Source organism: Nocardiopsis sp. NPDC055551, assembly GCF_053619415.1.
In genome coordinates this window covers 43142-68263 of sequence record NZ_JBSHJJ010000004.1, presented here as the reverse complement: position 1 = coordinate 68263, position 25122 = coordinate 43142, and the positions used below count along the sequence as shown (strand labels likewise).

Genomic DNA, 25122 nt, shown 5'->3' with positions numbered 1-25122 from the left:
CGGGCCTGTCACGTAGTGGCGACGCGGCCCACGAGGACACCAGAGGGAGGGGAAGGCATCCGGCCGCCTGCGGCCGGACCGGGCCCCCAGGGCCCGGGGCCGTTAGGAACCTCAACCACTCTCCCCCCTTCCCCGATAGCCGCCAAACCGCCGCCCGCACCTCACGGGTCAAGGCCACCAACACCGCTGCCAGAGCACCCGACATTGCCTTGACGCGTGCGGTGCGGGCGGCAACAATCACGCGGCGGGGAAGGAGGGAGAACCCACCCCCACCCCGCCCAACCACCCCAAGAACAGAGACCTCAGGCGCCCCACCAACCACCCCACACCAACTCAACCCACCCCCACCAACTCCGCCTCATCCTTCAGGGGACACGGCCACCCAAAACCCTTCAGCTCAGCCGCGCCAAAAACAGAGCGGCACATGGTTCTCAAGGGCCCATGGTCATGAGCCTTCGAGCACATCGGCATGTGTCGGGCAGCCCCGATACTCCGGGAAGAGGGACGTTCGGCAGACTGGACGGCCACCCCTCCACCCCCCGGAGAACGAGGCCAGCGATGACCACTCACCCCCGACGACCCACGCACGGAGCACGGGGCGGTCTGCTTCGTCCGTCCATGTCCCCCTGGGCCGACCTGCGCGAACCCGCGGCGGACGACGCCCCGGGACGGTTGCGCGCGGTGTTCCTCGGGGTCTCCACGATCCTGCTCACCGACGGCGAGACCGCAGTACTGACCGACGGTTTCTTCAGTCGCCCGAGCAAGCTCGACCTGGCGTTCAAGCGGCTCGCCCCGAACCGGGCCCGGGTGGAGGCCGCACTCGCGCGCTTCGGCATCTCCCGTCTGGACGCGGTGTTCGTGGTGCACTCCCACTTCGACCACGCGCTCGACGCCCCCATGGTGGCCGAGCTGACCGGGGCTCGGCTCATCGGTTCGGGGTCCACCTACAACATCGCCGCCGGTCAGGGGATGGACGGTGGCCGCTTCGACCAAGCGAACCTGGGCGAACCGATGCGGTTCGGTTCGCTCACGCTCACCGCGCTGTCGGCGGAGCACAGCCCCGGCGACATCGCCCCCGGCGTGATCGGCCGCCCGTTGCGGACCGGGCGCGCCGGCGACTTCAAGACGGGTGACTGCTACTCGCTGCACGTGGCCCATCCCGACGGGGAGCTACTGATCCACGCCAGCGCCAACTGGCTGCCGGGCGCCCTCGACGGCCACCAGGCGGACACGGTCTACCTGGGGGTGGGCACGCTCGGCAAACAGGACCGGAGGTTCCGGTCCGACTACTGGCACCACGTCGTGGAGCGCACCGGCGCGCGGCGCGTGGTGCCGATCCACTGGGACGACTTCACCATCTCCTTGAAGCACCCGCCACGGCCACTGCCCCGGGTGGTCGACGACCTCGGCTCGACCCTGGACTTCCTGTCCAGGCGCGCGGAGGACGAGGGTGTGGACCTGGCGCTGCCGGTCCTGGGCCGGAGCACCGATCCGTTCAGGACCTGAACCACCCGCCTATGGGCCCGCGCGAAGTCGCCCGGGCATCGGCCGGGGGAACCACCGCCGGCCCGCCGCCACAGAAGTGGGGCAGCGGGTCGTGTCCTATGGCGGAGGGTCAGGACCGCCAGGTTCGCACCACGTGCAGCACGACCGCGATCACGGCGAGGATCCCCCACGCCATTCCCTCGGGGGTGGACTCGGCAGCCCAGGCGGCGGCGACGATACCGAGCGCGCCCCACCCGGCGACCTTGCGTGTCCGTTCGAAGCGCGTGGCGGGGCCGGACCGCTCCTGCTCCCCCTGACCCTTCAGTGCGGTCTCCGATTCCATACGCGTGGCCAGCGAATCGGCGATCTCGGTGTCGAAGTCCTGGCCGAGTTCGCGCGCGGTGGAGATCGCGGTGGCGATCTCGTCGCGCAGGTCGGTGACGCGGGCTGGGGGCGTGGTGGCGGTCCAGCCGTGCGGGTCGGTGGTTCGAGCAGGGGGTGTGGTGGCCATCAAGTCTCTCCTCCAACGGTTTTACCGGTCATAGTAGCCCGAGGGCGAAGTTCTGAGCTTATGGCGCGGTCTCCGCCCCGGGTATAGCCACGCGGGGTGGCGAAGCGACCGTTCGCACTGGTCAGGATGCGGAGGTGAACGTCCTGCGCTACCATTTCGAACATAGGTTCGACAACGGCGTCTTCCCCTTCTGCCGGTCACGGAAGGGGTGTCACCGGTGTTCGCGCATCTGCGTTCGACGTCGTCGTTCTCCTTCCGGCACGGCACCGTGCCGCCCGCCGCCCTGGTCGAACGGGCCGCCCGCGACGAACAGCCGGTGCTGGCCCTCACCGACAGGGACGGGCTCTTCGGGGTCGCCGAACACCTTCGCGCCTGCGCGGAAAGCGGGGTGCGTCCCGCGCTCGGGGTCGACCTGGCCCTGGCCTCACCCGAGGGCGGCCGGGTGGTCCTGCTGGCCCGCGGCGCCCGAGGCTGGGCGAACCTGTGCCGTCTGGTCACCTCCGTCCACCACTCCCCCGGCCCGGTGGCCGCCACCCCCGAGCAGATCGCCGAACACCACGAAGGACTCGTCGTGCTGCTCGGCAACGACTCCGACGTGGGCCGCGCCATGGCCCAAGATCTCCCCGTGCGCGCCCGCGACCTGCTGCGCGCCTGGCGGGACCTGGGTGTGGAGATCGCATTGGCCCCGCACGACCACGGCGCCGCAGGGCAACGCCGCACCGCCCGGGACCTGGTCCGTCTGGCCGACGACGAACACGTGCTGGCGGTGCTCACCAACGCGGCCCGCTACCCGACCGGCGAGCACGCCGGGGTGGCTCGGGCCCTGGACCGGATCCGCGGGCACGCCCCCGGCGGGTACCGGCCCGAGCCCCGCACCGACCGCGCGCACCTGGCCACAGGCGAGGAGATGCGCCTCATCGCGACCGGGGTGTGCGGCGGCGACACCGCCCGCGCCCGACGCCTGGTCGCCCACACCCTGGCCCTGGCCACCTCCTGCGCCCTGGACCCCGTCGCCGACCTGGGCTGGGGCCGTCTCCACCTGCCCACCCGGCCCGATGCCGCCGCCGAGCTGCGTTCCCTGGTCGGCGACGGAGCCATTCGTATGGGGCGGGCCGCCGAGGAACGCGCCCGGCACGAACTGGAGGTCATCGACCGGATGGGACTGGCGAGCTACTTCCTCACCGTGGCGGACGCCGCCCGGGCCATCCGGGACAAGGACATCCGCTGCTTCGCGCGCGGATCGGCCGTGGGCAGCCTCGTCGTGCACCTGCTCGGCATCTCCGCGATCGACCCCTTGGAACACGGGCTCTCGTTCGAGCGGTTCTGCACCCCGAGCCGGCCAGGCCTGCCGGATGTGGACCTGGACGTGGAGTCGGCGCGCAGGTTGGAGGCCTACGACGCGGTGATCGCCGCCCACCCAGGGGCGAGCGCGGCCGTGGCGATGCTGGAAACCTACCGGGCACGCAGCGCCCTGCGCGACGCCGGGACCGCCCTGTCCCTGCCCTCGGTGGAGGTCGACCGGATCGCCTCGGTCTTCCCCCGGGTCCGGGCGTCCCGGATCACCGAGACCGCGCGCGAACTCCCCGAACTACGGAACCTGGACGGTCTGGACACCGCACACGTGAAGAAGCTGTTCGCGCTGGCCGAGCGGCTGTCCGGGCTGCCCCGCCACGTGGCGATGCACCCCTGTGGTCTGGTGCTGTCCGACCACGCCCTGGGCGACCGGGTCCCCACCCAGCCCTCGGGCGCCGGCTACCCGATGGTGCAGGCCGACAAGGAGGACGTGGAACACCTGGGGCTGCTCAAGCTGGACGTGTTGGGGGTACGGATGCAGTCGTCACTGGCCCACACCGTCGAGGAGATCGGCCGGACCGAGGGGACCCGCCCGGAGCTGGAGGCCCTGCCGGACAACGACCCGGCCACCGCCCACATGGTCGGCGCCTCCCACACCCTGGGCTGCTTCCAGATCGAGAGCCCGGGCCAGCGCGAACTGGTGTCCCGACTGCGCCCGCGCGGGGTCGCCGACCTGATCGCCGACATCTCCCTGTTCCGGCCGGGTCCCATGGGCACCGACATGGTCGGCGCCTACCTGGGGGCGCGGGAGGGCACGGAGCCGCCCCGGCTGCCCCATCCGTCCTTGGCCCCCGTGCTGGCCGAGACCGGTGGCGCGCTGCTCTACCACGAACAGCTCCTGCGCGCCCTGGACACCATGACCGGTTGCGGGGCCGACGAGGCCGAGGCGATGCGGCGCGCGTTGGCCACCGACCAGGGGCGTCGGGAGGTCGAGACGCGGGTTCGTGTCCTGATGACCGCGCGCGGGCACGACGAGCGGACGATCGAGGACACCTGGCGACTGGTGGCGGCCTTCGGCAACTTCGGGTTCTGCAAGGCGCACGCCGCCGCGTTCGCCCTGCCCACCCACCAGTCCGCCTACCTCAAACGGCACTCCCCGGCGGCGTTCTTCGCCGGGGTGATGACCCACGATCCCGGCATGTACCCACGTCGGGTGCTGTTGCACGACGCCCGCAGGCTGGGGGTCGCGGTGCTCGCGTTGGACGTGAACGTCTCCGGTCGGCACTGGCACGTGGACACCGACGCCGAGGGGCGGCGGGGTCTGCGGCCGTCCCTGTCGGACGTGGGCGCCCTCACCGGGGCCGAACTCGACCGGTTGCTGACGCGGCGACCGTTCAGTGACCCGCGCGACCTGCTGGCTCGGGCTTCCCTGTCCCGCGAGTCGGTGGACAACCTGGTGTTGGCCGGGGCCTTGGACTCCCTGGCCGGGGTCACCGGCGCACCCGGTGCCCCGGACCGGCGCGACGTCCTCGTGCACGCCCACACCCTGGTGCGAGGCGGCGTCGTGGAGAGCGCGCACGACCAACTCTCACTGCGCACCGACCCCGTGGAGGTGCCGGTGGGGGCGGGGACTCCGATGACACACGCCGAACGCGTGGCCGAGGAGCTGCGGGTGCTGGGCTACGAGCTGTCCGGGCACCTGTTGGACCGGTACGCCGAACACCTGGCCGCACTGGCCGCCGCCCATGACCTCGTTCAAGCCCAAGACCTGCACCGGGTTCCGGACGGGGCGCGGGTCATGGTCGCGGGGGTGCGGGTCTGCACGCAGACCCCGCCCACACGGTCTGGGCGCAGGGTCGTCTTCACCACCGTGGAGGACCGAACCGGGCTGGTCGATGTGGCCCTGTTCGAGGACGCCCAACGGCACTCGGCGGCCTCGGTGTTCGGCTCTGAGCTGGTGGTGGTCCACGGGCGGGTGCGGCGAGCGGCCCCGGGCGCGCTGCCCACCCTCACCGCCACCCGGGTCCGACCCCTTGATGAGAACGCCGGCACCTCATCCGGAAAGGGGTGAGGTGCCGGCGTCGGTGCGGTTCGTTCGAGGAGGTCCGTTCAGGGAGGAGGGGTCAAGCGCGGGCGATGGCGAGGAAGGCGTCCCACTCGGAGGAGGGGAAGGGGATGTGTCCGTCGGTGGGGTGCTTGGAGTCCCGGAGCGCCGCGCCACAGGGCAGGTCGGCGACTTCGACGCAGTTGCCGTTGACGCCGCTGTGACTGCTCTTCCGGAAGTCGGTGGGGATGTGCGCGACCTCCACGCAGTTCGGCTCTTGGCCGCTGTAGCTGCTCTTGTGGAAAACCAGCTCGTTGCTCATCAGTCGCTCTCTAGGAATGTGAGCACGTCGGCGATGAACCGTGCGCTCTGTGTGGTGCTCAGTGCAGTTCCTTGGATGTCGCCGAATGTGGTGCTATAACGTGCGACATCCTTGGGCTGCTCGAAGAATACTGAATCGGTCACTGTGCCTACGTGAACGATGGGCAGGTCCAATTGCTCTGGGAACTCCAGAATGCTGAAGGGGGCCACCAACGCGGCGTGTGACCCTGCGGCGAAGGGGAGCACCTGCACGTCGACATTGGGCATCCGAGCCATGTGCAGCAGATGCTTCAGTTGCTCGATCATGATCGAGGGGTTGCCGATCATGCGCCGTAGGGCTGCCTCGTCCATGACCACACGCAGATGCACCGGATTGAAGCGGGTCAGGATCTCCCGCCGTGCCATACGAGCTTCCAGCCGGTGGGCAATGTCTTCGGCATCGGTGTAGCGACCGCCCTGGAAGAGAGCTTCGGCGTAGGCGGGTGTCTGCAACAACCCTGGGATGACGAGCCCTTCAAAGCTGCGGATGATGGAGGCTTCGGCCTCGAAGTCCGGGAGCGCCTGGTCCCCGAAGACCTCCCTGTAGGAGGACCACCAACCACGTTTCTTGGCGTCCTTCGCCAGTTCGTGCAGGGCTTGCCGCTTGGGTGGGTTCTCGAACTTGTACAGGTCCATCATCTTGTCGAGGTCGTTGGGTGTTATTCGACGAGTTTGTCCGGTTTCGATCTTGCTGATCTTGGATGACGTCCACCCCAGAGCCTTGCCGGCTTGAGAAACGGTCAATTTGGACTTTTCGCGCCCCTGTTTGAGCTGGGCGGCAAGGCGCCGAAATCGGAGGGTGGGACTGTGAGGCTCATGCATGGGGTAAGCCTAAGCAAGTTTTTCGACATTGTCTAAATAATCCCGTTGACACTCGCCAATGTCGAGCTATGGTTATGAGTGTAGCCAGTGACTGGACTCTCACTCAGGGTTCATGTGACCAGGCTATGCCGTGCCCCTTTCCCTCCTCCGGGAAATCGTGAAGGTCGTTGACCTAGCGGGCGCGCCGAATTGTCCATTTTCCTCACCTTTGTGACAGGAGTTCTGTTCGTCATGCCCTTAATCGCACCTTTGGCCGGTCTGCCCGACGTCACCCTTCCGCTCGGTGAACTCATCCCGCCGTTCCAGCGGCACTACTTCACCGGCCCCGACGACATCCGCTTCTTCAAGTCCCGCTGCTACACCTTCGGCCGCTCGGTCCAGTACATGCCGCTGGTCCGCGCCTTCCTGGACACCTGCGCAGCCGAGCGCGGCACCGACTACCGCTACCTGTTCACCCTGCTCGGCTCAGAGCTCGCCAACAACGCGCTGACCCACACCCGCTCCGGGCAGCCCTACGGCCACTACACCCTCAAGTGCGAACGCCGAGACAACGGACTACGCCTGACCTGCCGCGACCAAGGAAGCAAGCACACCGACCAGAAGGATCAGCCGAACCGGTTCGAGCACCTGACCACCCACGCCTCACGCCTGACCGGCGACGCCGAATCCGGGCGCGGACTGGCGATGATCGACTCCCTGGCCACCAACTGGGGCGACAACGGGTTCACCGGCACCCGACAGGTCTGGTTCTTCCTCGCCTACGACCTGTCCGGCAGCAGCTGGAACAGCCTGCTGTGACCCACCCACCCCAGCAAGCACAGCAGTACATCGCGCCATAGACGCGAAACGGGCCCAGAAAGCGCGCCAACGCCTTCCGGGCCCTCAGATCCCAAAATCCACACACTTGCACATGCTTAGAAAGCAGGATCAGTGACGCATCCTATCCCCGCACCCCGCCCCTCCAGTGACCCGCTCTACCGCACCCGCCCGGGGCTGCCCCGGCGCGGTCCGCTCATCGGCCCGGTCTGCCCCACCTGCGCCCACCCCTCCTGCCGCCGGATCCGCGCCGAGGAGCTGCCCATCCTGGGAGGTCACAAGGCCGAGTACCGCGACGAACACGCCTTCGCGGCCTCCGTCCAGGCCCGCAACCGACACCTGATCGTCTGGTACGGGGAGAAGACCGGTTCGTTCTGGGTGGCCTCCTCCACCGGCCTGGCCGAAGTGCCCGACGCCGCGACCCTCACCCACCTCCTGACCCCCGAACCCGAACCGGAACCGCACCCCGAACCGACCCCGTTCCTGAGGCCGTACCTGAATCCGACGAACCCGAACCTGAACCCGGTGCTGATCTGAGTCGGAAGGCCTGATGCCGGTGGGTCGTGCGGCACTTCGCACCTGGGCCCTTCCTCCCGATTCGCGCGCCACACCCACCTTGGAGAGGCGCGGCGGGGTCCCATGAGGCACTCTCGAAGGAAACCGCCGTTGAGGGGGAGGAACACGGATGGCCGAGAACGGAACGCCGAAGGTGGCCGTGGGTGTCGACGGGTCGGCGACGGCCGAGAGGGCCCTGGGCTGGGCCGCGTCCGAGGCCGCGCGTCGCGGGTGGCCTCTGCACGTGGTCCACGCCCTGGCCATGCCGTTGGTGATGTCGGTGTACGCCGGGCCCACCCGGTTCCCGCCGAACGAGGAGATCACCGAGCAGGGGCAGCGGGTTCTGAGCCGCGCCGAGGCCCACGTGCGTGAACTCGAACCGGATCTTCCGGTGGAGACCATCCTGGCCTTGGAGGACCCGGCGAAGGCCCTGTTGAGGCGCACCGGGCCCAAGGACCTACTGGTGACGGGTTCACGGGGTCTGGGCGCCGCGCGTTCGGCCCTGGAGTCGTCGGTGAGCGTCCGGTTGGCCGCGCGCGCCGAGTGCCCGGTGGTCGTGGTGCCCGAAAGCGAGGCCTCCGTGGTCACGGCCCCGCGCCGGATCGTGGTGGGCGTGGACGGTTCCGACTACTCCCGTAGCGCGCTGGACTTCGCGCTGCGCGAGGCGGCCCGGGCCGAGGGCGGTTCGGTGGTCGTGGTGCACGGTTGGCGGATGCCGTTGCCGTTCGATTCCGAGGAACTGGCCCAGAGCGGTTGGTCGCCGCCGAACGACCTGCTGGACCAGCGGTCGCAGGAGATGGTCTCGGACATGCTCGCCTTGGTCCAGGACGAGGAGACCCGGCACGTGGGGGTCTCGGTCGTGCGGTTGGACACCGACCCGGCCGACGCGCTGGTGGACACGGGTGCGACGGCGGACATGATCGTGGTGGGCTCCCGAGGTAGGGGCAGCGTGCGAGGGCTGCTGTTGGGTTCGGTGAGTCAGGGCGTGCTGCACCGGGCGACCGTTCCGGTCACGGTGTTGCCGCGGGCGATCCGCAAGCACTGATCCCAAAAGCGGAACCACGGGCGGTCGGTACTCCACGGGAGGCCGGCCGCCCCACCCGTTTTCCATGCGGTGGGTACCGACGCGGGGATGCCCAAGGGCCGGATCACCTCGGAAAATGTGACTATCGGTAGCTGAAACATCTCTTTTCGTAATACTCATCACAGTGCGCCGGTTTCCAACTTAGGTTAGCCTCCCCTGGGTTGGTCATCCCCAGGCCGACCTGCCCGATCCCCCCGTACCAAGTCCGTGCCACGGGCTTCTTCGGCGTGCCCGCCTTCAGGAGGACGATCCATGAGCTCTCCCGCGAGGTCCCTTGAGGATCCGCCCGGGTCTTTGGCCCCCGACCACAGGGACCAGCTGTTCGACGCGTACAGCGCAGGCCGCTACCGCGACCTCACCGACGACGCTGTCAGCCGGATCGCCGACCGCATCGCCCGTGTCGACCGCCCCTGCACCGGGGCCACCGCCGAGGACCTGCGTCCCGGGGTCGAGTCCGTCGACCTCGAACGTCCTCTGCGCGACCCCTCCGCCGCCCTGGACGAGTTGGAACGGCTCTACCTCGACGACGCCGTCTACTTCCATCACCCCCGCTACATGGGGCACCTCAACTGCCCGGTGGTCCTGCCCGCCCTGCTCGGCGAATCCGTGCTCTCGGCGATCAACTCCTCCCTGGACACCTGGGACCAGAGCGCCGGCGGCACCCTCATCGAACAGCGGTTGATCCGTTGGACCACCGACCGCATCGGCCTCGGCGACCGGGCCGACGGCGTCTTCACCAGCGGCGGCAGCCAGTCCAACCTTCAGGCATTGTCGATGGCCCGCGACGAGACTCACCGGCGCGAGGGAGGCCGCCTGGCCGACCTGCTGCCGCGCATGCGGGTGCTGACCTCACGGGTCGGTCACTTCAGCGTCGCGAAGTCGGCCGCGCTGTTGGGTATGGGCTACGAGTCCGTCATCTCCGTGGCCTGCGACGACCGCCGTCGCATGCGACCGGACGCGCTCGCCGCCGAACTGCGCCGCTGCCGCAGCGAGGGCCTGCTGCCCATCGCGGTCGTGGCCACCGCCGGCACCACCGACTTCGGCAGCATCGACCCGCTCCCGCAGATCTCCGACCAGTGCGCCCGACACGGCCTGTGGATGCACGTGGACGCCGCCTATGGGTGCGGGCTACTGGTCTCGCGCCACCGCCACCTGCTCACCGGCATCGAACACGCCGACTCGGTCACCGTGGACTTCCACAAGTCCTACTTCCAGCCGGTCAGTTCCAGCGCCGTGCTGGTGCGCGACTCCCGCTCCCTGGGTCACGTCACCTACCACGCCGACTACCTGAACTCCCGCTCCGACGGCAGCACTCCGCTGTTCTCCCCCAACCAGGTCGACAAGAGCCTGCAGACCACGCGCCGCTTCGACGCGCTCAAGCTCTGGCTGACCCTGCGGATCATGGGCGCCGACGGGGTGGGCGAACTCTTCGACCAGGTGCTGGGCCTGGCCGTGGAGGGGTGGGCGCTCCTGGACGCCGATCCGCGCTTCACCGTGGTCACCCGGCCCACCCTCAGCACCCTGGTGTTCCGTTGCGCGCTGCCGGGGGTCTCCCCGGAGGTCGCCGACGGCGCCAACCGGTACGCGCGTGAGGCCCTGCTGGCCTCGGGCCTGGCCGTGGTGGCACGCACGACCGTGGACGAGCGCCCGTACCTGAAGCTCACCCTGCTCAACCCGCGCAGCACCCGCCAGGACATCGCCGAGGTCCTGGACCTGCTCGCCGCGCACGCCGAACGCTACGTCGCCCAGACCGGGGGGACCCCTTGAGCACCCGAATCCACGACTTCGCCGCCGTCGGCGTCGGCCCGTTCAACCTGGGGCTGGCCTGCCTGAGCGAGCCGATCACCGAACTCGACGGGATCTTCCTGGACCAGAAGCCGGAGTTCGACTGGCACAGCGGCATGCTGTTGGAGGACGCCGAACTCCAGACGCCGTTCATGTCGGACCTGGTCACCCTGGCCGATCCCACCTCCCCGTACTCCTTCCTCAACTACCTGAAGGAGACCGGGCGGCTCTACCCGTTCTACATCCGCGAGCGCTTCTATCCGCTGCGCGCCGAGTACAATGACTACTGCCGGTGGGCCGCCGCGAAGCTGGGCGAGGCGGTCCGCTTCGGGCAGCGGGTGGACAGGGTCGAGTACGACGACGAACAGGGCGTCTACCTGCTGCACAGCACCGACACGGCCTGCGGTGAGAGTGGGCTGTTCCGGGCCCGGCGGCTGGTGCTGGGCACCGGCACCCCGCCCTACGTTCCCGCTTCCTGCCGGGACCTGCCCGGGGACGTGGTGCACAGCGGCGACTACCTCTTCGCCAAGGAAGGCCTCCAGGGCAAGCGCGGCGTCACGGTGGTGGGCAGCGGGCAGAGCGCCGCGGAGATCTTCCACGACCTGCTCCAGGACGTGGACACCCACGGCTACGAACTGAACTGGGTGACCCGGTCGCCGCGGTTCTTCCCGCTGGAGTACACCAAGCTCACCCTGGAGATGACCTCCCCGGAGTACGCCGACCACTTCTTCGCGCTGCCCGGTGCGACCCGGGACCGCCTGGTCGCCTCGCAGAAGAACCTGTACAAGGGCATCGACACCGACGTCATCAACGCGATCTACGACCTGATGTACGCCAAGAGCCGACTCGGACCACTGCCGGTGCGGCTGATGACCAACACCGAGGTCATCGGTGTGACCCGGGACGAGACGGCGGCCGGGTACCGCTTGGAGCTGCGCAACTCCGACCAGGAACGCGACTTCGCCCTGGACACCCAGGGGCTGGTCCTGGCCACCGGCTACCGGTACCGGGCCCCGGCGTTCCTGGAAGCGATCTCCGACCGTTTGGCCTGGGAGGACGAGGACCGCTTCCGGGTACGGCGCGACTACCGCGTCGACCGGGCCGCGCACGACGCCAACGGCCACGGAGGCGTCGGGGTTCCGGCGCCGGCGGGCGCGGTGTTCGTGCAGAACGCGGAACTGCACACGCACGGCTTCGTCTCCCCGGACCTGGGCATGGGCGCCTACCGCAACTCCTACATCCTGCGGGCGCTGCTGGGCCGCGAACCCTACGCGGTGGAACGCTCCATCGCCTTCCAGGAGTTCGGGGCACCCGTCGAGGCCGACTTGGAGGCGAGCGGGCGATGAGTCGCACCTTTTCCACCGGTTTGGGGGCCTTCCGGGTCGCCCCCGTGGATCCCGAGGCCGACATCGATCTCCTCCACGGATGGCTGACCCATCCCAAGTCGGCGTTCTGGCTGATGACCGACTTCTCGAAGGACGACACCGCCCGTTACTTCCGGTCGGTGCACGAGTCCGAGCACGAGAACGCCTACATCGGCTCGTGGGAGGGTCGGCCGTGTTTCCTCGCCGAGCTCTACTCCCCCGCGCACGGCGAGCTCGCCCCGCACCACGACACGCTCCCGGGCGATGTGGGGATGCACTTCCTGGTGGCTCCCACCGACGCCCCGGTGCGCGGGTTCACCCTCGCCGTGATCACCACGGTGATGGAGCTGGCCTTCGCCGATCCCGCCACCGAACGCGTCGTCGTCGAACCCGACGTGCGCAACCACGCCGTGCACAGGCTCAACGAGGCGGTGGGCTTCCGGATCGAGTCCACCGTCCACCTCGCCGAGAGCGACAAGGACGCCCACCTGAGCACCTGCACCCGCGAGGACTTCCGAACGGCCATGAGAGGAGTCGCCCGATGACCATCGACCACGACCCGCGCGCGATCGTCGACCACCTGGCCCCCGAACCGTGGGCCCGCGCCAATCGGCTGCTGGTGCGCAAGGCCCTGGCCGAGTTCACCCACGAACGGCTGCTCGTCCCCGAACCCGAGGGGGAGAACGCCTACAAGGTCCTCGCGGACAACGGTGCCGAGTACCGTTTCACCGCCCGGGTCATGACGCTGGAGCACTGGCGGATCGACGCCGACAGCGTCGTGCGCCGCTCCCCCGAGGGCGAGATCACCGAGATCGACGCGTTGGACCTGGTCATGGACCTGCGCGAGACGCTCGGGCTGAGCGAGGAGGTCCTGCCGGTCTACCTGGAGGAGGTCTCCAGCACCCTGGCGAGCAGCGCGTTCCGGATCACGAAGGGGCAGCCCACCGCCGCCGAACTGGCGCGGTCCGGCTTCCAGGACATCGAGACCGGGATGACCGAGGGGCACCCCTGCTTCGTGGCCAACAACGGGCGGCTCGGGTTCGACGCCGCCGAGTACCGGGCCTACGCACCCGAAGCCGGTGAGCCGGTGCGACTGGTGTGGGTGGCGGCGCGACGTTCGCGCACCACCTTCTCCCACTCGGCGGACACCGACCCCGACACCTTCCTACGTTCCGAGCTGGGCCCGGACCTGTTCGAGGCCTTCGAGGAGCAGCTGGTCGACCTGGGGCTGGACCCGGCCGACTACCACCTCGTGCCGGTGCACCCGTGGCAGTGGTGGAACCGGCTCGCCGTCACCTTCGCCGCCGACGTGGCCCGCCGCGACCTGGTGTGCCTGGGGCACGGACCGGACGAGTACCGGGCACAGCAGTCCATCCGCACCTTCTTCAACACCTCGCACCCGGAACGGCACTACGTCAAGACGGCGCTGTCGGTGCTGAACATGGGATTCCTGCGCGGGCTGTCCGCGGAGTACATGGAGGCCACCCCCGCCATCAACGACTGGTTGGTCGACCTCATCGAGGGCGACCAGGTGCTCGGCGGCACCGGGATGGAGGTGCTGCGCGAGCGGGCCGCGGTGGGCTACCGCGCCACGCACTACGCCGAAGCCGCCCCGAAGCGTTCGCCCTACCGGAAGATGATCGCCGGGCTGTGGCGGGAGAGCCCCGTGCCCAGGCTGCGCGCGGGTGAGCGCCCGGCGACCATGGCGTCGTTGCTGCACACCGACGCCGAGGGAGGTTCGTTCGCGGAGGCGCTCATCGCCGAGTCCGGGCTGGCGCCCACGGAGTGGTTGCGCCGCTACCTGGACGCGTACCTGGTGCCGCTGCTGCACTCGTTCTACGCGCACGACCTGGTGTTCATGCCGCACGGCGAGAACGTCATCCTGGTGCTGCGCGACGGAGTGCCGGAGCGGGTGCTGATGAAGGACATCGCCGAGGAGATCGCGGTGATGGACGCCGAGGTCGAGCTACCCGGCGAGGTGGAGCGGATCCGGGCCGAAGTGCCCGAGGACATGCGGTTGCTGTCCCTGTTCACCGACGTCTTCGACTGCTTCCTGCGGTTCCTCAACGGGATCCTCGCCGACCGGGGCGTGCTGACCGAGGACGACTTCTGGCGGACGGTGGCCGAGTGCGCGGCCGACTACCAGGCGTCGGTGCCGCACCTGGCGGAGCGGTTCGAGCGCTACGACCTGTTCACCGACCGGTTCGCGCTGTCGTGCCTGAACCGGCTCCAGCTGCGCGACAACCGGCAGATGGTGGACCTGGAGGACCCGTCGGGGGCGTTGCGGCTGGTCGGGACCTTGGAGAATCCGATCGCGGCTTACCGACCGGCGACCGTCCCGGAGTAGTTCCGGGGCTCAGGCGGGATCGTCGGGGTGTTCCTCCCGACGGTCCCGCTCGGCGTTCAGGATCGAGGGAAGCAGACCGGGAAAGCGTTCCTGAAGGTCGTCGGTGCGCAGGGCGCTCTTGCGGGCGGTGCCCACGTAGTACTGGCGGATGATCCCGGCCTCGCGCAGCACGCGGAAGTGGTGGGTGGAGGTCGACTTGCTCACCGGCAGGTCGAAGGCGACGCAGGCCATGTCCTCGTGCCCGTCGGCCAGCGCGCACACGATACTCAGCCGGACCGGGTCGGCGAGGGCGCCGAGCACGGTCTCCAGGCGGAGCCGTGCGGTCTCGGGGTGCTCCAACCGGCGCCCGGACACGGTGGGGGATGCGGACTCGGACATGCTTCGACCTTCCGTGGTTCCTCCCCTCAAAGTACGAGAGTCCTCATAGTTTGACAATCCTCGTACTACGATGGTTATCGTACTTTGGTCATCGTGATCTCCGTGGCCCAAGTCGATCCGAAGGAACCTTCCGTGAGCTCGTTGTTCACCCCGCTGACCCTGCGTTCGCTCACCATCCCCAACCGTGTGTGGATGGCCCCGATGTGCATGTACTCCGCCGCCGCGGAGGGGCCCGACACCGGCGCGCCCACCGACTTCCACCTCACCCACCTGGCCTCCCGGGCGGCCGGGGGCGCCGGGCTGGTGATGGCCGAGGCCACCGGGGTACGCGCCGACGGCCGGATCAGCCCCTGGGACCTGGGACTGTGGAACGACCGGCAGCAGGAGGCCTTCGCCCGCGTCACCGCCGCCATCCGTTCCCACGGTGCCGTCCCCGCCATCCAGCTCGCCCACGCCGGCCGCAAGGCCGCCACCGACCGGGCGTGGCTGGGCGGTCGCGGCCTGACCGAGGCCGAGGGCGGTTGGGAGACGGTGGCGCCCAGCGCCTGGGCGTTCGAGGGTCTGCCGACGCCGCACGAGCTCACCGTCGCCGAGATCGACGAGTTGGTGGCCGACTTCGCGGCCTCCGCCGAACGCGCCCTAGCCGCCGGCTTCCAGGTCGTGGAGGTCCACGGCGCCCACGGGTACCTGCTCAACTCGTTCCTGTCCCCGGCGGGCAACCGGCGCACCGACTCCTATGGCGGCGATCTCGCCGGTCGGATGCGCTTCCCGCTGCGCGTGGTCGAGGCCGTGCGCGCGGTGTGGCCCGAGGATCTGCCGGTGTTCTTCCGAGTCTCGGCCACCGACTGGATCGAGGAGAACCCCGAGGACACGCGTACCGGCTGGACCGGGGCCGACACCGTGCTCCTGGCCAAGGAACTCCAGGCCCGCGGGGTGGACCTGTTGGACGTGTCCACCGGCGGCATGGTGCACGACGCGCGGATCCCGGCCGGCCCCGACTACCAGGTGCCCTACGCCACGCGGGTGCGCGAGGAGACCGGTCTGCCCACGGGCGCGGTCGGGCTCATCACCGAGCCCGACCAGGCGGAGCGGATCATCGCCTCCGGTGCCGCCGACGCCACCTTGCTCGGCCGAGAGCTGCTGCGGGACCCGTACTGGGCGCGCCGCGCCGCACGCGAGCTGGACGTTCGTCCGGAGTGGCCGGTGCAGTACGGCTACGCGGTCGGTCGCCGCTGAGCCCTACCGGTCCCATCGCTCCCGGACGTGGTGGACCTTGACACAGGTGCAAGGGGTCATGCTCCGGGAACACTCTCCACGAAGGCGCGGCACGAGGGGGAGTGATCATGCGGGAACGGGACGCGACCGTGATCGGCCTCGACGAGGTGCGGCGGGACATGGGCGCCTTGGTGGGCGGCAAGGCCGCCGGCCTCGGGGAGATGATCGCCGCCGGGGAGCGGGTACCACCGGGGTTCTGCGTGACCACCACGGCCCTGTCCTCCGGTGACGTACCCGCCCGGGAGATCGCCGAGGCCTACCGGCGACTGGGCGGCGGACCCGTGGCGGTGCGATCCAGTGCCACGGCCGAAGACCTGCCCGAGGCGAGTTTCGCCGGGCAGCAGGACACCTACCTCGACGTCGACGGCACCGACGCGGTCGTGGACGCGGTCCGCCGTTGCCGGGACTCCCTGGAGAACGCGCGCGCCATCGCCTACCGGGAGGCGAACGAGGTCGAGGAGGCCGACGTGCGCATCGCGGTGGTGGTGCAGTCGATGGTGGACGCCGACACCGCCGGGGTCATGTTCACCGCCGACCCGCTCACCGGTTCGCGTTCGCGCACCGTGGTGGACGCCGTCCCCGGGCTCGGAACGAGCGTCGTGGACGGCACGGCCGAACCGGACCACTACGTCCTCGACACGGAACGGATCGTCGAGGGTTCGGGCGGGTGCCTGTCCGGGGAACGGGTCCGCGCGTTGGCCGCAGTGGGCAGCCGACTCCAGCGGCTCTTCGGCTCACCCCAGGACGTGGAGTGGGCGCACGACCGCGACGGCGGGCTGTGGCTGTTGCAGTCCCGCCCCGTCACCACCCTCTTCCCGTTGCCGCCACAGGACGTGCCCGACCCACCCCGGCTGTACATGGAGGTCGGGAACATGCAGGGCATGCTGCGCCCGTTCACACCCATGGGGCTCTCCCTGCTCGAAGACATGTGGACCCACGGGTGGCGGGCGTTCGGGGCGCCCGGCGAGACTGCGGGGTCGACACCGTTCATGGTCGGCATCGGTCGGCGACTCTACGTGGACATCACCTCGCCGCTGCGCGACCCATGGTCGCGTTCCGGGTTGGCGCGGAGCATGGAGGTGTACGGGCCCCGAGTACGCGCGGCGGTGGAGCACCTGTACGACGACCCCCGGTTCGCGCCACGTCCTGGGGCGTCGTTCCCCGTGGGCACCGTGCTCGCGATGGCCGTCGCCCTGCTTCCCCCGATCGTGCTCGGGATGGGCCGTGCCCTGATCGACCCGCCCGCCGCCCGGGCCCGGGCGTACGAGGCCGTGGACCGGTGGCGTTCCCTGCGTGGACCGGGGGCCGAGGCCGACGCCGCCGCACGGGTGGAGTGGGTCCTGGATGACGCCTTCGACGCGTTGCTCGGCCCGGACCTGGTGGAGGTGATCGGGCCGGTGGGGGCGGGGCTGCTGACCATCATGGCCCCGGCCGCCCTGCTACGCGGGGTCGCGTCGAGGGAGGAGACCGACACCGTCCTCGGTGGAGCACCGCACAACGTCACCACGCGAATGAACCTGGAGCTGTGGCGGATGGCCGAACGGGCCCGCGCGCACCACGACCTGTTCACCGCCACCCCACCGGGGGAACTGGCCGAACGGTACCTGCGCGGGGAGCTTCCGGACGTGGGGATGGCGGAGTTCCTGGACCGTTACGGGCACCGCACGGCGGCCGAGGTGGACATCGGGGTGCCACGTTGGCGCGAGGACCCCACCCAGGTGTTCGTCGTCATCGCCGAACACCTGCGTTCACCGGGTGGGGAGCAGGCCCCGGACCGGCGCCACGCCCGGGCCGCGACCGCCGCGGAGTCCATGCTGGCGGAACTGCAGCGGCGGGCCGTGCGGGTTCGCCCGGTACGCGGGCTGCTCGCGGCGTTCCTGATGCGGCGCTCACGCGAGTTGGCGGGCATGCGGGAGTACGCCAAGTTCGCGTGGTTGGTGCCGTTCGCCGAGATGCGGCGTCAGCTGTCGATGGCCGGTGCGGAGCTGACCTCGCGCGGGCTGTTGGATCGGTCCGAGGACCTCTTCTTCCTGGAGCCGGACGAACTCCGGACGGCCGCGCGCGAGGGTGTCGACCATCGGGGGACGGTGGTCGAACGACGCCGTTTCCACCGACGCGAACTGCGCAGACGTTCGGTTCCGGCGACCCTCCTGACCGACGGGACCGACGTGACCACGACCCTGCCGCGCCCACCCATGGTGGAGGGCGGGTTCCCGGGGGTGCCCGCCGCCCCGGGACGGGCCGAGGGGCGGGCCCGGGTCGTGCTGGATCCGGCGGATGCCCGTGTGGAGCCCGGAGAGATCCTGGTCGCGCCCACCACCGACCCGGGTTGGACCCCGTTGTTCATGACCGCGGCCGGTCTGGTCAGCGACACGGGTTCGGCGATCGCCCATGGTCCGACGGTGGCCCGCGAGTTCGGGATCCCGGCGGTGATCTGCGTCCTGGACGCCACCACCGTCATCCGCACCGGCGACCTGCTGCGGGTCGACGGCGTGGAGGGCACCGTCACCGTCCTGGAGCACGCCCCTAAGGACGACGGATAGAGACGGTCAGACGGCGGACCAGCCGCCGTCGACCGGCAGGATCACGCCGTTGACGTTGCTCGCCGCGTCGGAGGCCAGGAAGACGATGGCCGAGGCGAGTTGTCCGGACTCGGCGATCGGGCCCATGTTGCCCATGTAGCGGCCCAGGACGTTCGGGCCCATGGCCTCTGAGTCGGCGTGGACGCTGATCCCGGTGGCGACGCCGCCCGGGGCCACCGCGTTGACCCGAACGCCCTGGTCCCGGTACATGATCGCGGTGGACTTCACCAGGCCCACGACCGCGTGCTTGGAGGCGGTGTAGGCGGTGCCCGAGGCGCCACCGCGCAGGGCGGCCTCGGATGCGGTGAAGACGATGGAACCCTTCTGCTTCTCGGTCATGTGCGGCAGGACCGCGCGGGTGAGTAGGAAGGGCGCGGTGACGTTGACCCGGATGACCCGATCCCACACCTGGTCGGAGACGTCGGCGGTGGCGGACATGTCGTCCATGATGCCCGCGTTGTTGACCAGGACGTCGATCCCGCCGAGGCGGTCGAGGGCGGTGGCCACGACCTCCGCCACCACCTTCGGGTCGCCGAGGTCTCCGACGACGCTCTCGGCGGTTCCACCGGCGGCGCGGACCTGCTCGACGGTCTCGCGGGTTCCGTCGGCGTTGAGGTCGGCGACCAGGACCCGGGCACCGGCCTCGGCCAGCTGCAGCGCGGTGGCGCGGCCGATGCCGGAGCCGCCTCCGGTGACGATGGCGTTCTTTCCGTCCAGACCCGTCATGGGGGTTTCCCTCTTTCTCGTGCGGGGTGCCGGCTCCGATGGCCTGCGATATTGTCACTCTAGGACTTTTTGTCACTCAGCGACAAATATACTTCGAGTGCCACCCGTCTCGATAGAGTGGGCGGCCTGAGGGAACAGACCGAGGAGGTGCCCTTGCCGCGCACCGAGACGCCCTCCCCGGAGGCCATGGGCCGGGGTCGCCCGCCCATGAGCGACCGGCGCAAACACATCATGCGCACCCAGATCGCCCGCGCGGCCGTGGAACTGTTCACCGCCAAGGGCGTCTCCGCGACCACCGGCGACGACATCGCACACGAGCTCGGCATCTCCACCCGCACCCTGTGGCGCTACTTCCCGAGCAAGGAGAGCTGCGTGCGCCCGCTGCTCACCGGCGGCCTCGACCTCATGACGGAGCGGCTGCGGACCTGGCCCCCGGAACTGCCCCTGACCGAACACCTGGAACGGTCCGGCGCCCTGGCCGAGGACGCCGAGACACCATCGATGGCGTCGATGATCGACCTCATCCGCATGACCCGCGCCGAACCCGGCCTCCGAGCGGTGTGGCTGGACGTGCACCACTCCGCCGAGGAGGTCTTCGCCGAGGCCATCGCCGACCGCGCGGGCCTGGCACCCGACACGCTCTCCGTCCGGGTCCGAGCCGCCACCATCAACGTGGCGCTGCGGGTGGCCGCGGAACGGTTCGCCGACCGCACCGGCGACGACGACCAGGGCGAGGACATGGCGGACCTGATCCGCGCGGCCCTGGACGTGGTCGACGACGGACTGGGACCGATCACCCGCTGACCACCACCGAGGAAACGATGTCCCCCTTCCACCCCGACCTGGCCCACGCGCGCTTCCTGCCGCCCTTCCCGATCGGTACGCGCACGGCGCGCATGGTCCAACGGGCCAGCGAACGCATGCGCCCGCCCCGCGCTCCAGACGACGTCCTGATCGAGGAGCACACCGTCCCCGGCCCGGAGGGCGCACCGCCGGTCTCCGTGCGCCTCTACCGACCCCGCTCACTCCAAGGGCCGGCCCCCGCGCTGCTGTGGTCTCACGGCGGCGGGTACCTGTTCGGCAGCCCCGTCCAGGACGAGAACCGCAGCATCGGGTTCGCGCTCGACCTCGGGATCACCGTGGTCGCCCCGCGCTACCGCAAGGCACCCCAGAGCACACATCCCGCCCCGGTCGAGGACGTCTACGCCGCCCTGTCCTGGATGGTGGCCGACGCCGACCGGCTGGGCGTGGACCCCGCCCGGATCGCGATCGGCGGGGCCAGCGCGGGCGGCGGCATCACCGCGGCCCTGGCCCTGCTGTGCCGTGACCGGGGTGGCCCGACCGACCCTCTGTTCCAGCTGCTCGTCTACCCGATGCTGGACGACCGCACCACCCTGCGCTCCGACCTGGACACGCTTTCGACCCGTATGTGGTCGGTGGCCGACAACCGGTTCGCCTGGCGGGCCTACCTGAACCGGTTCCCGGGCGGCGCGGGTGTCTCCCCCTACGCCGCGCCGGCCCGGAGCGAGGACCTGTCCGGGCTGCCCCCGGCGTGGATCGGGGTGGGCACACTGGACCTGTTCCACGACGAGGACGTGGCCTACTCCGAGCGACTGCGCGAGGCCGGGGTGCCCTGCGTGCTCACGGTCGTTCCGGGCGCCTTCCACGGGTTCGACGCGCTCTTCTCGCGGACGGAGGTGGTGCGCGAGTTCAGGCGTACCCAGACCGAGGCCCTGCGCGCGGCCTTCACGGAGCGGTTCCCCTAGTCTGTCGGCGCACGACGACGAGAGGTCACCATGACGCTGCGCGCCCCGGACGAGGTCGCCCGGTTCTTCGACGGACTGGACCTGGTGGAACCGGGGATGGTGCCGATCACGCGATGGCGCCCGAGCCCCACCGACGTGGGCGAGCCCCGGGACGTGGACGAGTTCGGCGCCGTCGCCCGCAAACCCTGACCCGGACCGGTTCGACCACGTGCCCTCCTGGATCGGCCATCCGGTGAACCGCTGAGTCGGTGAGCCCGGATGTGGTCCGGCACACGATTCATCCCGAAAAAAACCGAACTCTTCACATTAGCGAAAACCTTCCCGGGAATTCCTCGAAAAAGTCGCCGGACAAAGAGACCCCAGGTGAAAACGGGGCAGGTCCGGATCGTTAGGGTTCCGGTGGTCCCGGTGAGTGCTCGCACCCGCCGGGCCACCGGCGACGAGGCCGGACAGGGCAGCGCCGCACGAGTTCAGGAGGCATCGGGCATGTTCCGAAAGATACTGGTCGCCAACCGCGGAGAGATCGCGATCCGTGCGATGCGCGCCGGGCACGAGGTCGGAGCGAGGACCGTGGCGGTCTTCCCCCATGAGGACCGCCACTCCCTGCACCGGCTCAAGGCCGACGAGGCCTACCAGATCGGGGAACAGGGCCACCCGGTGCGCGCCTACCTGTCGATCGAGGAGATCGTACGGGCGGCCGTGGAGGCCGACGCGGACGCCGTCTACCCCGGTTACGGGTTCCTGTCGGAGAACCCGGACCTGGCCCGGGCCTGCGCGGACGCGGGCATCACCTTCGTCGGGCCGCCCGCCGAGGTCCTGGACCTGACCGGCAACAAGGCCAGCGCGATCGCGGCGGCCAAGCGGGCGGGCATCCCCGTCCTGGACTCCTCCGAGCCCTCCACCGACATGGACACCCTGATCGCGGCCTCCCGCGAGATCGGGTTCCCGCTGTTCGTCAAGGCCGTTGCCGGCGGCGGTGGCCGTGGCATGCGCCGGGTCGACACCGCCGACACGTTGGCCGAGGCGGCGGAGGCCGCCATGCGCGAGGCCGGGACCGCCTTCGGCGACCCCACGGTGTTCCTGGAGCGGGCCGTGGTGGACCCGCGCCACATCGAGGTGCAGATCCTCGCCGACGGCCAGGGCGGCGTCATCCACCTGTACGAACGTGACTGCTCGGTGCAGCGTCGCCATCAGAAGGTGGTGGAGATGGCCCCCGCGCCGAACCTGTCACCGGAGCTGCGCGCGCGGATCTGCGACGACGCGGTGCGCCTGGCCAAGGAGATCGGCTACCGCAACGCGGGCACCGTCGAGTTCCTGCTCGGCAAGGACGGCCGGCACGTGTTCATCGAGATGAACCCGCGCATCCAGGTCGAGCACACGGTGACCGAGGAGGTCACCGACGTCGACCTCGTGCAGTCCCAGCTCCGTATCGCCGCCGGGGAGAGCCTGGCCGACCTGGGCCTGAGCCAGGACGACATCGTCGTGCACGGCGCCGCCCTCCAGTGCCGCATCACCACCGAGGACCCCGCCAACGGGTTCCGCCCCGACACCGGAACGATCAGCGCCTACCGCTCCCCCGGTGGTTCGGGCATTCGCCTGGACGGTGGCACGGCGGCGGCCGGTTCGGAGGTCAGCGCCTACTTCGACTCGTTGCTGGTCAAGCTCACCTGCCGCGGTCGTGACTTCGAGACCGCGGTGAGCCGCGCCCGCCGCGCGGTCGCCGAGTTCCGGATTCGCGGCATCTCCACCAACATCCCGTTCCTACAGGCGGTGTTGGAGGACGACGACTTCCGCGCGGGTCGCGCCACCACCTCCTTCATCGAGGAGCGCCCGCAGCTGCTGACCGCGCGCCCCTCCGCGGACCGCGGCACCCGCCTGCTGTCCTACCTGGCGGACGTGACGGTGAACAAGCCGCACGGCGAGCGCCCGCAACTGCTCGACCCCACCGCGAAGCTGGTCGAGGCGCCCCAGGAGGCGCCACCGGCTGGTTCCAAGCAGCGCCTGGACGAGCTGGGCCCGGAGGGTTTCGCCCGTTGGCTGCGCGAGTCGCCGAACCTGGGCGTCACCGACACCACCTTCCGCGACGCGCACCAGTCGCTGTTGGCCACCCGGGTGCGCACCAACGACCTGCTGGCCGTCGCGCCCACCGTCGCCCACACGCTGCCCGAGCTGCTGTCCCTGGAGGCCTGGGGCGGCGCCACCTACGACGTGGCCCTGCGCTTCCTCGCCGAGGACCCGTGGGACCGGCTGGCGGCGCTGCGCGAGGCGGTACCCAACATCTGCCTGCAGATGCTGCTGCGCGGGCGCAACACGGTCGGCTACACCCCCTACCCCACCGAGGTCACCGACGCGTTCGTGCGTGAGGCGGCCAGGACCGGGGTGGACGTGTTCCGCGTCTTCGACGCCCTCAACGACGTCGACCAGATGCGTCCGGCCATCGACGCGGTCCGGGAGACCGGTACCGGGGTGGCGGAGGTGGCGCTGTGCTACACCGCCGACCTGTCCGACCCGAACGAGAAGCTCTACACCCTCGACTACTACCTTGAGCTCGCCGAGCGGATCGTGGACGCGGGCGCGCACGTGCTCGCGATCAAGGACATGGCCGGCCTGCTGCGCGCCCCGGCCGCCAAGCGCCTGGTCACCGCGCTGCGCGAGGAGTTCGACCTGCCCGTCCACGTGCACACGCACGACACCGCCGGTGGCCAGCTGGCCACCTACCTGGCCGCGGTGCAGGCCGGCGCCGACGCCGTCGACGGTGCGGTCGCGTCGATGTCGGGCACCACGTCGCAGCCGTCGCTGTCGGCGATCGTGGCGGCCTTCGACCACTCCGAGACCCCGACCGGGCTTTCGTTGGACGCCGTGAACGAGCTGGAGCCGTACTGGGAGTCGGTGCGCAAGGTCTACGCGCCCTTCGAGGCGGGCCTGGCCTCCCCGACCGGCCGCGTGTACCACCACGAGATCCCCGGTGGCCAGCTGTCCAACCTGCGCACCCAGGCGATCGCGCTGGGGCTGGGCGACCGGTTCGAGGACATCGAGGCGATGTACGCCGCGGCCGACCGCATGCTGGGCCGACTGGTGAAGGTCACCCCCTCCTCCAAGGTGGTCGGCGACCTGGCCCTGCACCTGGTGGGCGCGGGCGTGGCCCCGGAGGACTTCGAGAAGGACCCGGACCGGTTCGACGTTCCCGACTCGGTGGTGGGCTTCCTGCGCGGTGAGCTCGGGGTCCCCCCGGGCGAGTGGCCCGAGCCGTTCCGCACCAAGGCGCTGCGCGGTCGCGGCGAGCCGCGCGAGGCCGTGGAGCTGACCTCGGTGGACCGTGCCGGTCTGGCCGAGGACCCGCGTCCCACCCTGAACCGGCTGCTGTTCGCCGGGCCCACGAAGGAGTTCGAGTCACACCGCGCCTCCTACGGCGACACCAGCGTGCTGAACAGCATGGACTTCTTCTACGGGTTGCGCGAGGGCGAGGAGCACGTGGTCGACCTGGAGCCGGGTGTGCGACTGCTCATCGGGCTCCAGGCGGTGAGCGAGCCGGACGAGCGCGGGATGCGCACCGTGATGACCACGCTCAACGACCAGCTGCGTCCACTGCACGTGCGGGATCGCGCCCTGGCCTCCAACGCCCCCGAGGCGGAGAAGGCCGACCGGGACGACCCCTCCCAGGTGGCGGCGCCGTTCGCGGGTGTGGTCACCCCGGTGGTGGCCAAGGGAGACGAGGTGGCGGCCGGTGACACCGTCGCCACCATCGAGGCGATGAAGATGGAGGCCTCGATCACCGCCTCGCGGGCCGGCGTGGTCGAGCGCGTCGCGGTCGAGGGTGTCCAGCGAGTGGAGGGCGGCGACCTGATCGTCCGCCTGGGCTGATCCCGAACCCCGAACCCCCGCACCGCAGGAGGCCCTGTGGTGCGGGGGTTCTCGGCGTTTCGGGGTTC

19 protein-coding genes and 1 pseudogene are annotated in these 25122 nt (G+C 70.2%); 15 read left to right on the top strand and 5 right to left on the bottom strand.

All coding sequences use genetic code 11. The features are described 5' to 3' along the window. The first annotated feature begins 618 nt into the window (after positions 1 to 618). The gene (locus ACWGSK_RS08955; protein ID WP_452455573.1) at positions 619 to 1506 is read left to right on the top strand and encodes an MBL fold metallo-hydrolase; all 888 of its coding nucleotides are present in this window, start codon (positions 619 to 621) and stop codon (positions 1504 to 1506) included. A gap of 109 nt (positions 1507 to 1615) precedes the next feature. On the opposite strand, the gene ACWGSK_RS08950 is transcribed toward ACWGSK_RS08955, so the two are convergent. Then, a complete protein-coding gene (locus ACWGSK_RS08950) occupies positions 1616 to 1996 on the bottom strand; it encodes a hypothetical protein (RefSeq protein WP_452455572.1) in 381 nt (126 codons plus the stop codon). A 217-nt stretch (positions 1997 to 2213) separates the two neighbouring features. Between ACWGSK_RS08950 and dnaE the strand changes: the two genes are divergently transcribed. Beyond that, positions 2214 to 5360 (top strand): DNA polymerase III subunit alpha, encoded by a 3147-nt coding sequence (dnaE, locus tag ACWGSK_RS08945; RefSeq protein WP_452455571.1) that lies wholly within the window; start codon positions 2214 to 2216, stop codon positions 5358 to 5360. A 52-nt stretch (positions 5361 to 5412) separates the two neighbouring features. Here dnaE and ACWGSK_RS08940 read toward each other — a convergent pair whose 3' ends face one another. Both ACWGSK_RS08940 and ACWGSK_RS08935 read right to left on the bottom strand, forming a co-directional pair. Further along, complete coding sequence (locus tag ACWGSK_RS08940) at positions 5413 to 5655, bottom strand: DUF397 domain-containing protein (RefSeq protein WP_452455570.1); 243 nt, start codon at positions 5653 to 5655, stop codon at positions 5413 to 5415. Further along, a complete protein-coding gene (locus tag ACWGSK_RS08935) occupies positions 5655 to 6515 on the bottom strand; it encodes a helix-turn-helix domain-containing protein (protein WP_452455569.1) in 861 nt (286 codons plus the stop codon). Before ACWGSK_RS08935 ends, ACWGSK_RS08940 begins: the two co-directional genes overlap by 1 nt. Before the next feature lie 231 nt (positions 6516 to 6746). Between ACWGSK_RS08935 and ACWGSK_RS08930 the strand changes: the two genes are divergently transcribed. The 7 genes from ACWGSK_RS08930 (at position 6747) to ACWGSK_RS08900 (ending at position 14466) form a co-directional block, all read left to right on the top strand. Continuing rightward, the gene (locus ACWGSK_RS08930; protein WP_452455568.1) at positions 6747 to 7313 is read left to right on the top strand and encodes an ATP-binding protein; all 567 of its coding nucleotides are present in this window, start codon (positions 6747 to 6749) and stop codon (positions 7311 to 7313) included. A gap of 132 nt (positions 7314 to 7445) precedes the next feature. Further along, on the top strand, positions 7446 to 7868 hold the full coding sequence (locus ACWGSK_RS08925) for a hypothetical protein (protein WP_358511513.1): 423 nt from the start codon (positions 7446 to 7448) through the stop codon (positions 7866 to 7868). A 148-nt stretch (positions 7869 to 8016) separates the two neighbouring features. Continuing rightward, the gene (locus ACWGSK_RS08920; RefSeq protein ID WP_452455567.1) at positions 8017 to 8931 is read left to right on the top strand and encodes a universal stress protein; all 915 of its coding nucleotides are present in this window, start codon (positions 8017 to 8019) and stop codon (positions 8929 to 8931) included. A gap of 291 nt (positions 8932 to 9222) precedes the next feature. Next, the gene (locus tag ACWGSK_RS08915) at positions 9223 to 10737 is read left to right on the top strand and encodes a pyridoxal phosphate-dependent decarboxylase family protein (protein WP_452455566.1); all 1515 of its coding nucleotides are present in this window, start codon (positions 9223 to 9225) and stop codon (positions 10735 to 10737) included. Then, positions 10734 to 12101 carry a lysine N(6)-hydroxylase/L-ornithine N(5)-oxygenase family protein gene (locus ACWGSK_RS08910; protein WP_452455565.1) on the top strand — a complete coding sequence of 456 codons (1368 nt, stop codon included), beginning with the start codon at positions 10734 to 10736 and terminating at the stop codon, positions 12099 to 12101. The genes ACWGSK_RS08915 and ACWGSK_RS08910 overlap by 4 nt, the downstream gene beginning before the upstream one ends. Then, positions 12098 to 12664 carry a GNAT family N-acetyltransferase gene (locus ACWGSK_RS08905; RefSeq protein WP_452455564.1) on the top strand — a complete coding sequence of 189 codons (567 nt, stop codon included), beginning with the start codon at positions 12098 to 12100 and terminating at the stop codon, positions 12662 to 12664. The genes ACWGSK_RS08910 and ACWGSK_RS08905 overlap by 4 nt, the downstream gene beginning before the upstream one ends. Next, positions 12661 to 14466, top strand: a complete 1806-nt coding sequence (locus ACWGSK_RS08900) for an IucA/IucC family protein (protein WP_452455563.1) — start codon at positions 12661 to 12663, stop codon at positions 14464 to 14466. Before ACWGSK_RS08905 ends, ACWGSK_RS08900 begins: the two co-directional genes overlap by 4 nt. A gap of 9 nt (positions 14467 to 14475) precedes the next feature. On the opposite strand, the gene ACWGSK_RS08895 is transcribed toward ACWGSK_RS08900, so the two are convergent. After that, complete coding sequence (locus ACWGSK_RS08895; RefSeq protein ID WP_452455562.1) at positions 14476 to 14844, bottom strand: ArsR/SmtB family transcription factor; 369 nt, start codon at positions 14842 to 14844, stop codon at positions 14476 to 14478. 132 nt (positions 14845 to 14976) lie between these two features. On the opposite strand from ACWGSK_RS08895, the gene ACWGSK_RS08890 reads away from it, so the two are divergent. Further along, on the top strand, positions 14977 to 16080 hold the full coding sequence (locus tag ACWGSK_RS08890; RefSeq protein ID WP_358511533.1) for an NADH:flavin oxidoreductase/NADH oxidase: 1104 nt from the start codon (positions 14977 to 14979) through the stop codon (positions 16078 to 16080). Positions 16081 to 16187: 107 nt separating this feature from the next. Continuing rightward, positions 16188 to 18662, top strand: a complete 2475-nt coding sequence (locus ACWGSK_RS08885) for a PEP/pyruvate-binding domain-containing protein (RefSeq protein ID WP_452455561.1) — start codon at positions 16188 to 16190, stop codon at positions 18660 to 18662. Between the two features lie 6 nt (positions 18663 to 18668). Here ACWGSK_RS08885 and ACWGSK_RS08880 read toward each other — a convergent pair whose 3' ends face one another. Beyond that, the gene (locus tag ACWGSK_RS08880) at positions 18669 to 19427 is read right to left on the bottom strand and encodes an SDR family NAD(P)-dependent oxidoreductase (RefSeq protein WP_452455560.1); all 759 of its coding nucleotides are present in this window, start codon (positions 19425 to 19427) and stop codon (positions 18669 to 18671) included. Between the two features lie 153 nt (positions 19428 to 19580). Between ACWGSK_RS08880 and ACWGSK_RS08875 the strand changes: the two genes are divergently transcribed. From ACWGSK_RS08875 to ACWGSK_RS08860, 4 genes and pseudogenes are all read left to right on the top strand, one after another. After that, positions 19581 to 20231, top strand: coding sequence for a TetR family transcriptional regulator (locus ACWGSK_RS08875; protein WP_452455559.1), 651 nt, complete (start codon positions 19581 to 19583; stop codon positions 20229 to 20231). A gap of 17 nt (positions 20232 to 20248) precedes the next feature. Next, positions 20249 to 21193: an alpha/beta hydrolase gene (locus tag ACWGSK_RS08870; RefSeq protein ID WP_452455558.1), complete on the top strand. Its 945-nt coding sequence runs from the start codon at positions 20249 to 20251 to the stop codon at positions 21191 to 21193. Between the two features lie 27 nt (positions 21194 to 21220). Then, positions 21221 to 21382, top strand: a pseudogene (locus tag ACWGSK_RS08865) (SAM-dependent methyltransferase); the annotation flags it as partial. A gap of 297 nt (positions 21383 to 21679) precedes the next feature. Further along, positions 21680 to 25054, top strand: coding sequence for a pyruvate carboxylase (locus ACWGSK_RS08860; RefSeq protein WP_452455697.1), 3375 nt, complete (start codon positions 21680 to 21682; stop codon positions 25052 to 25054). Positions 25055 to 25122 lie beyond the last annotated feature (68 nt).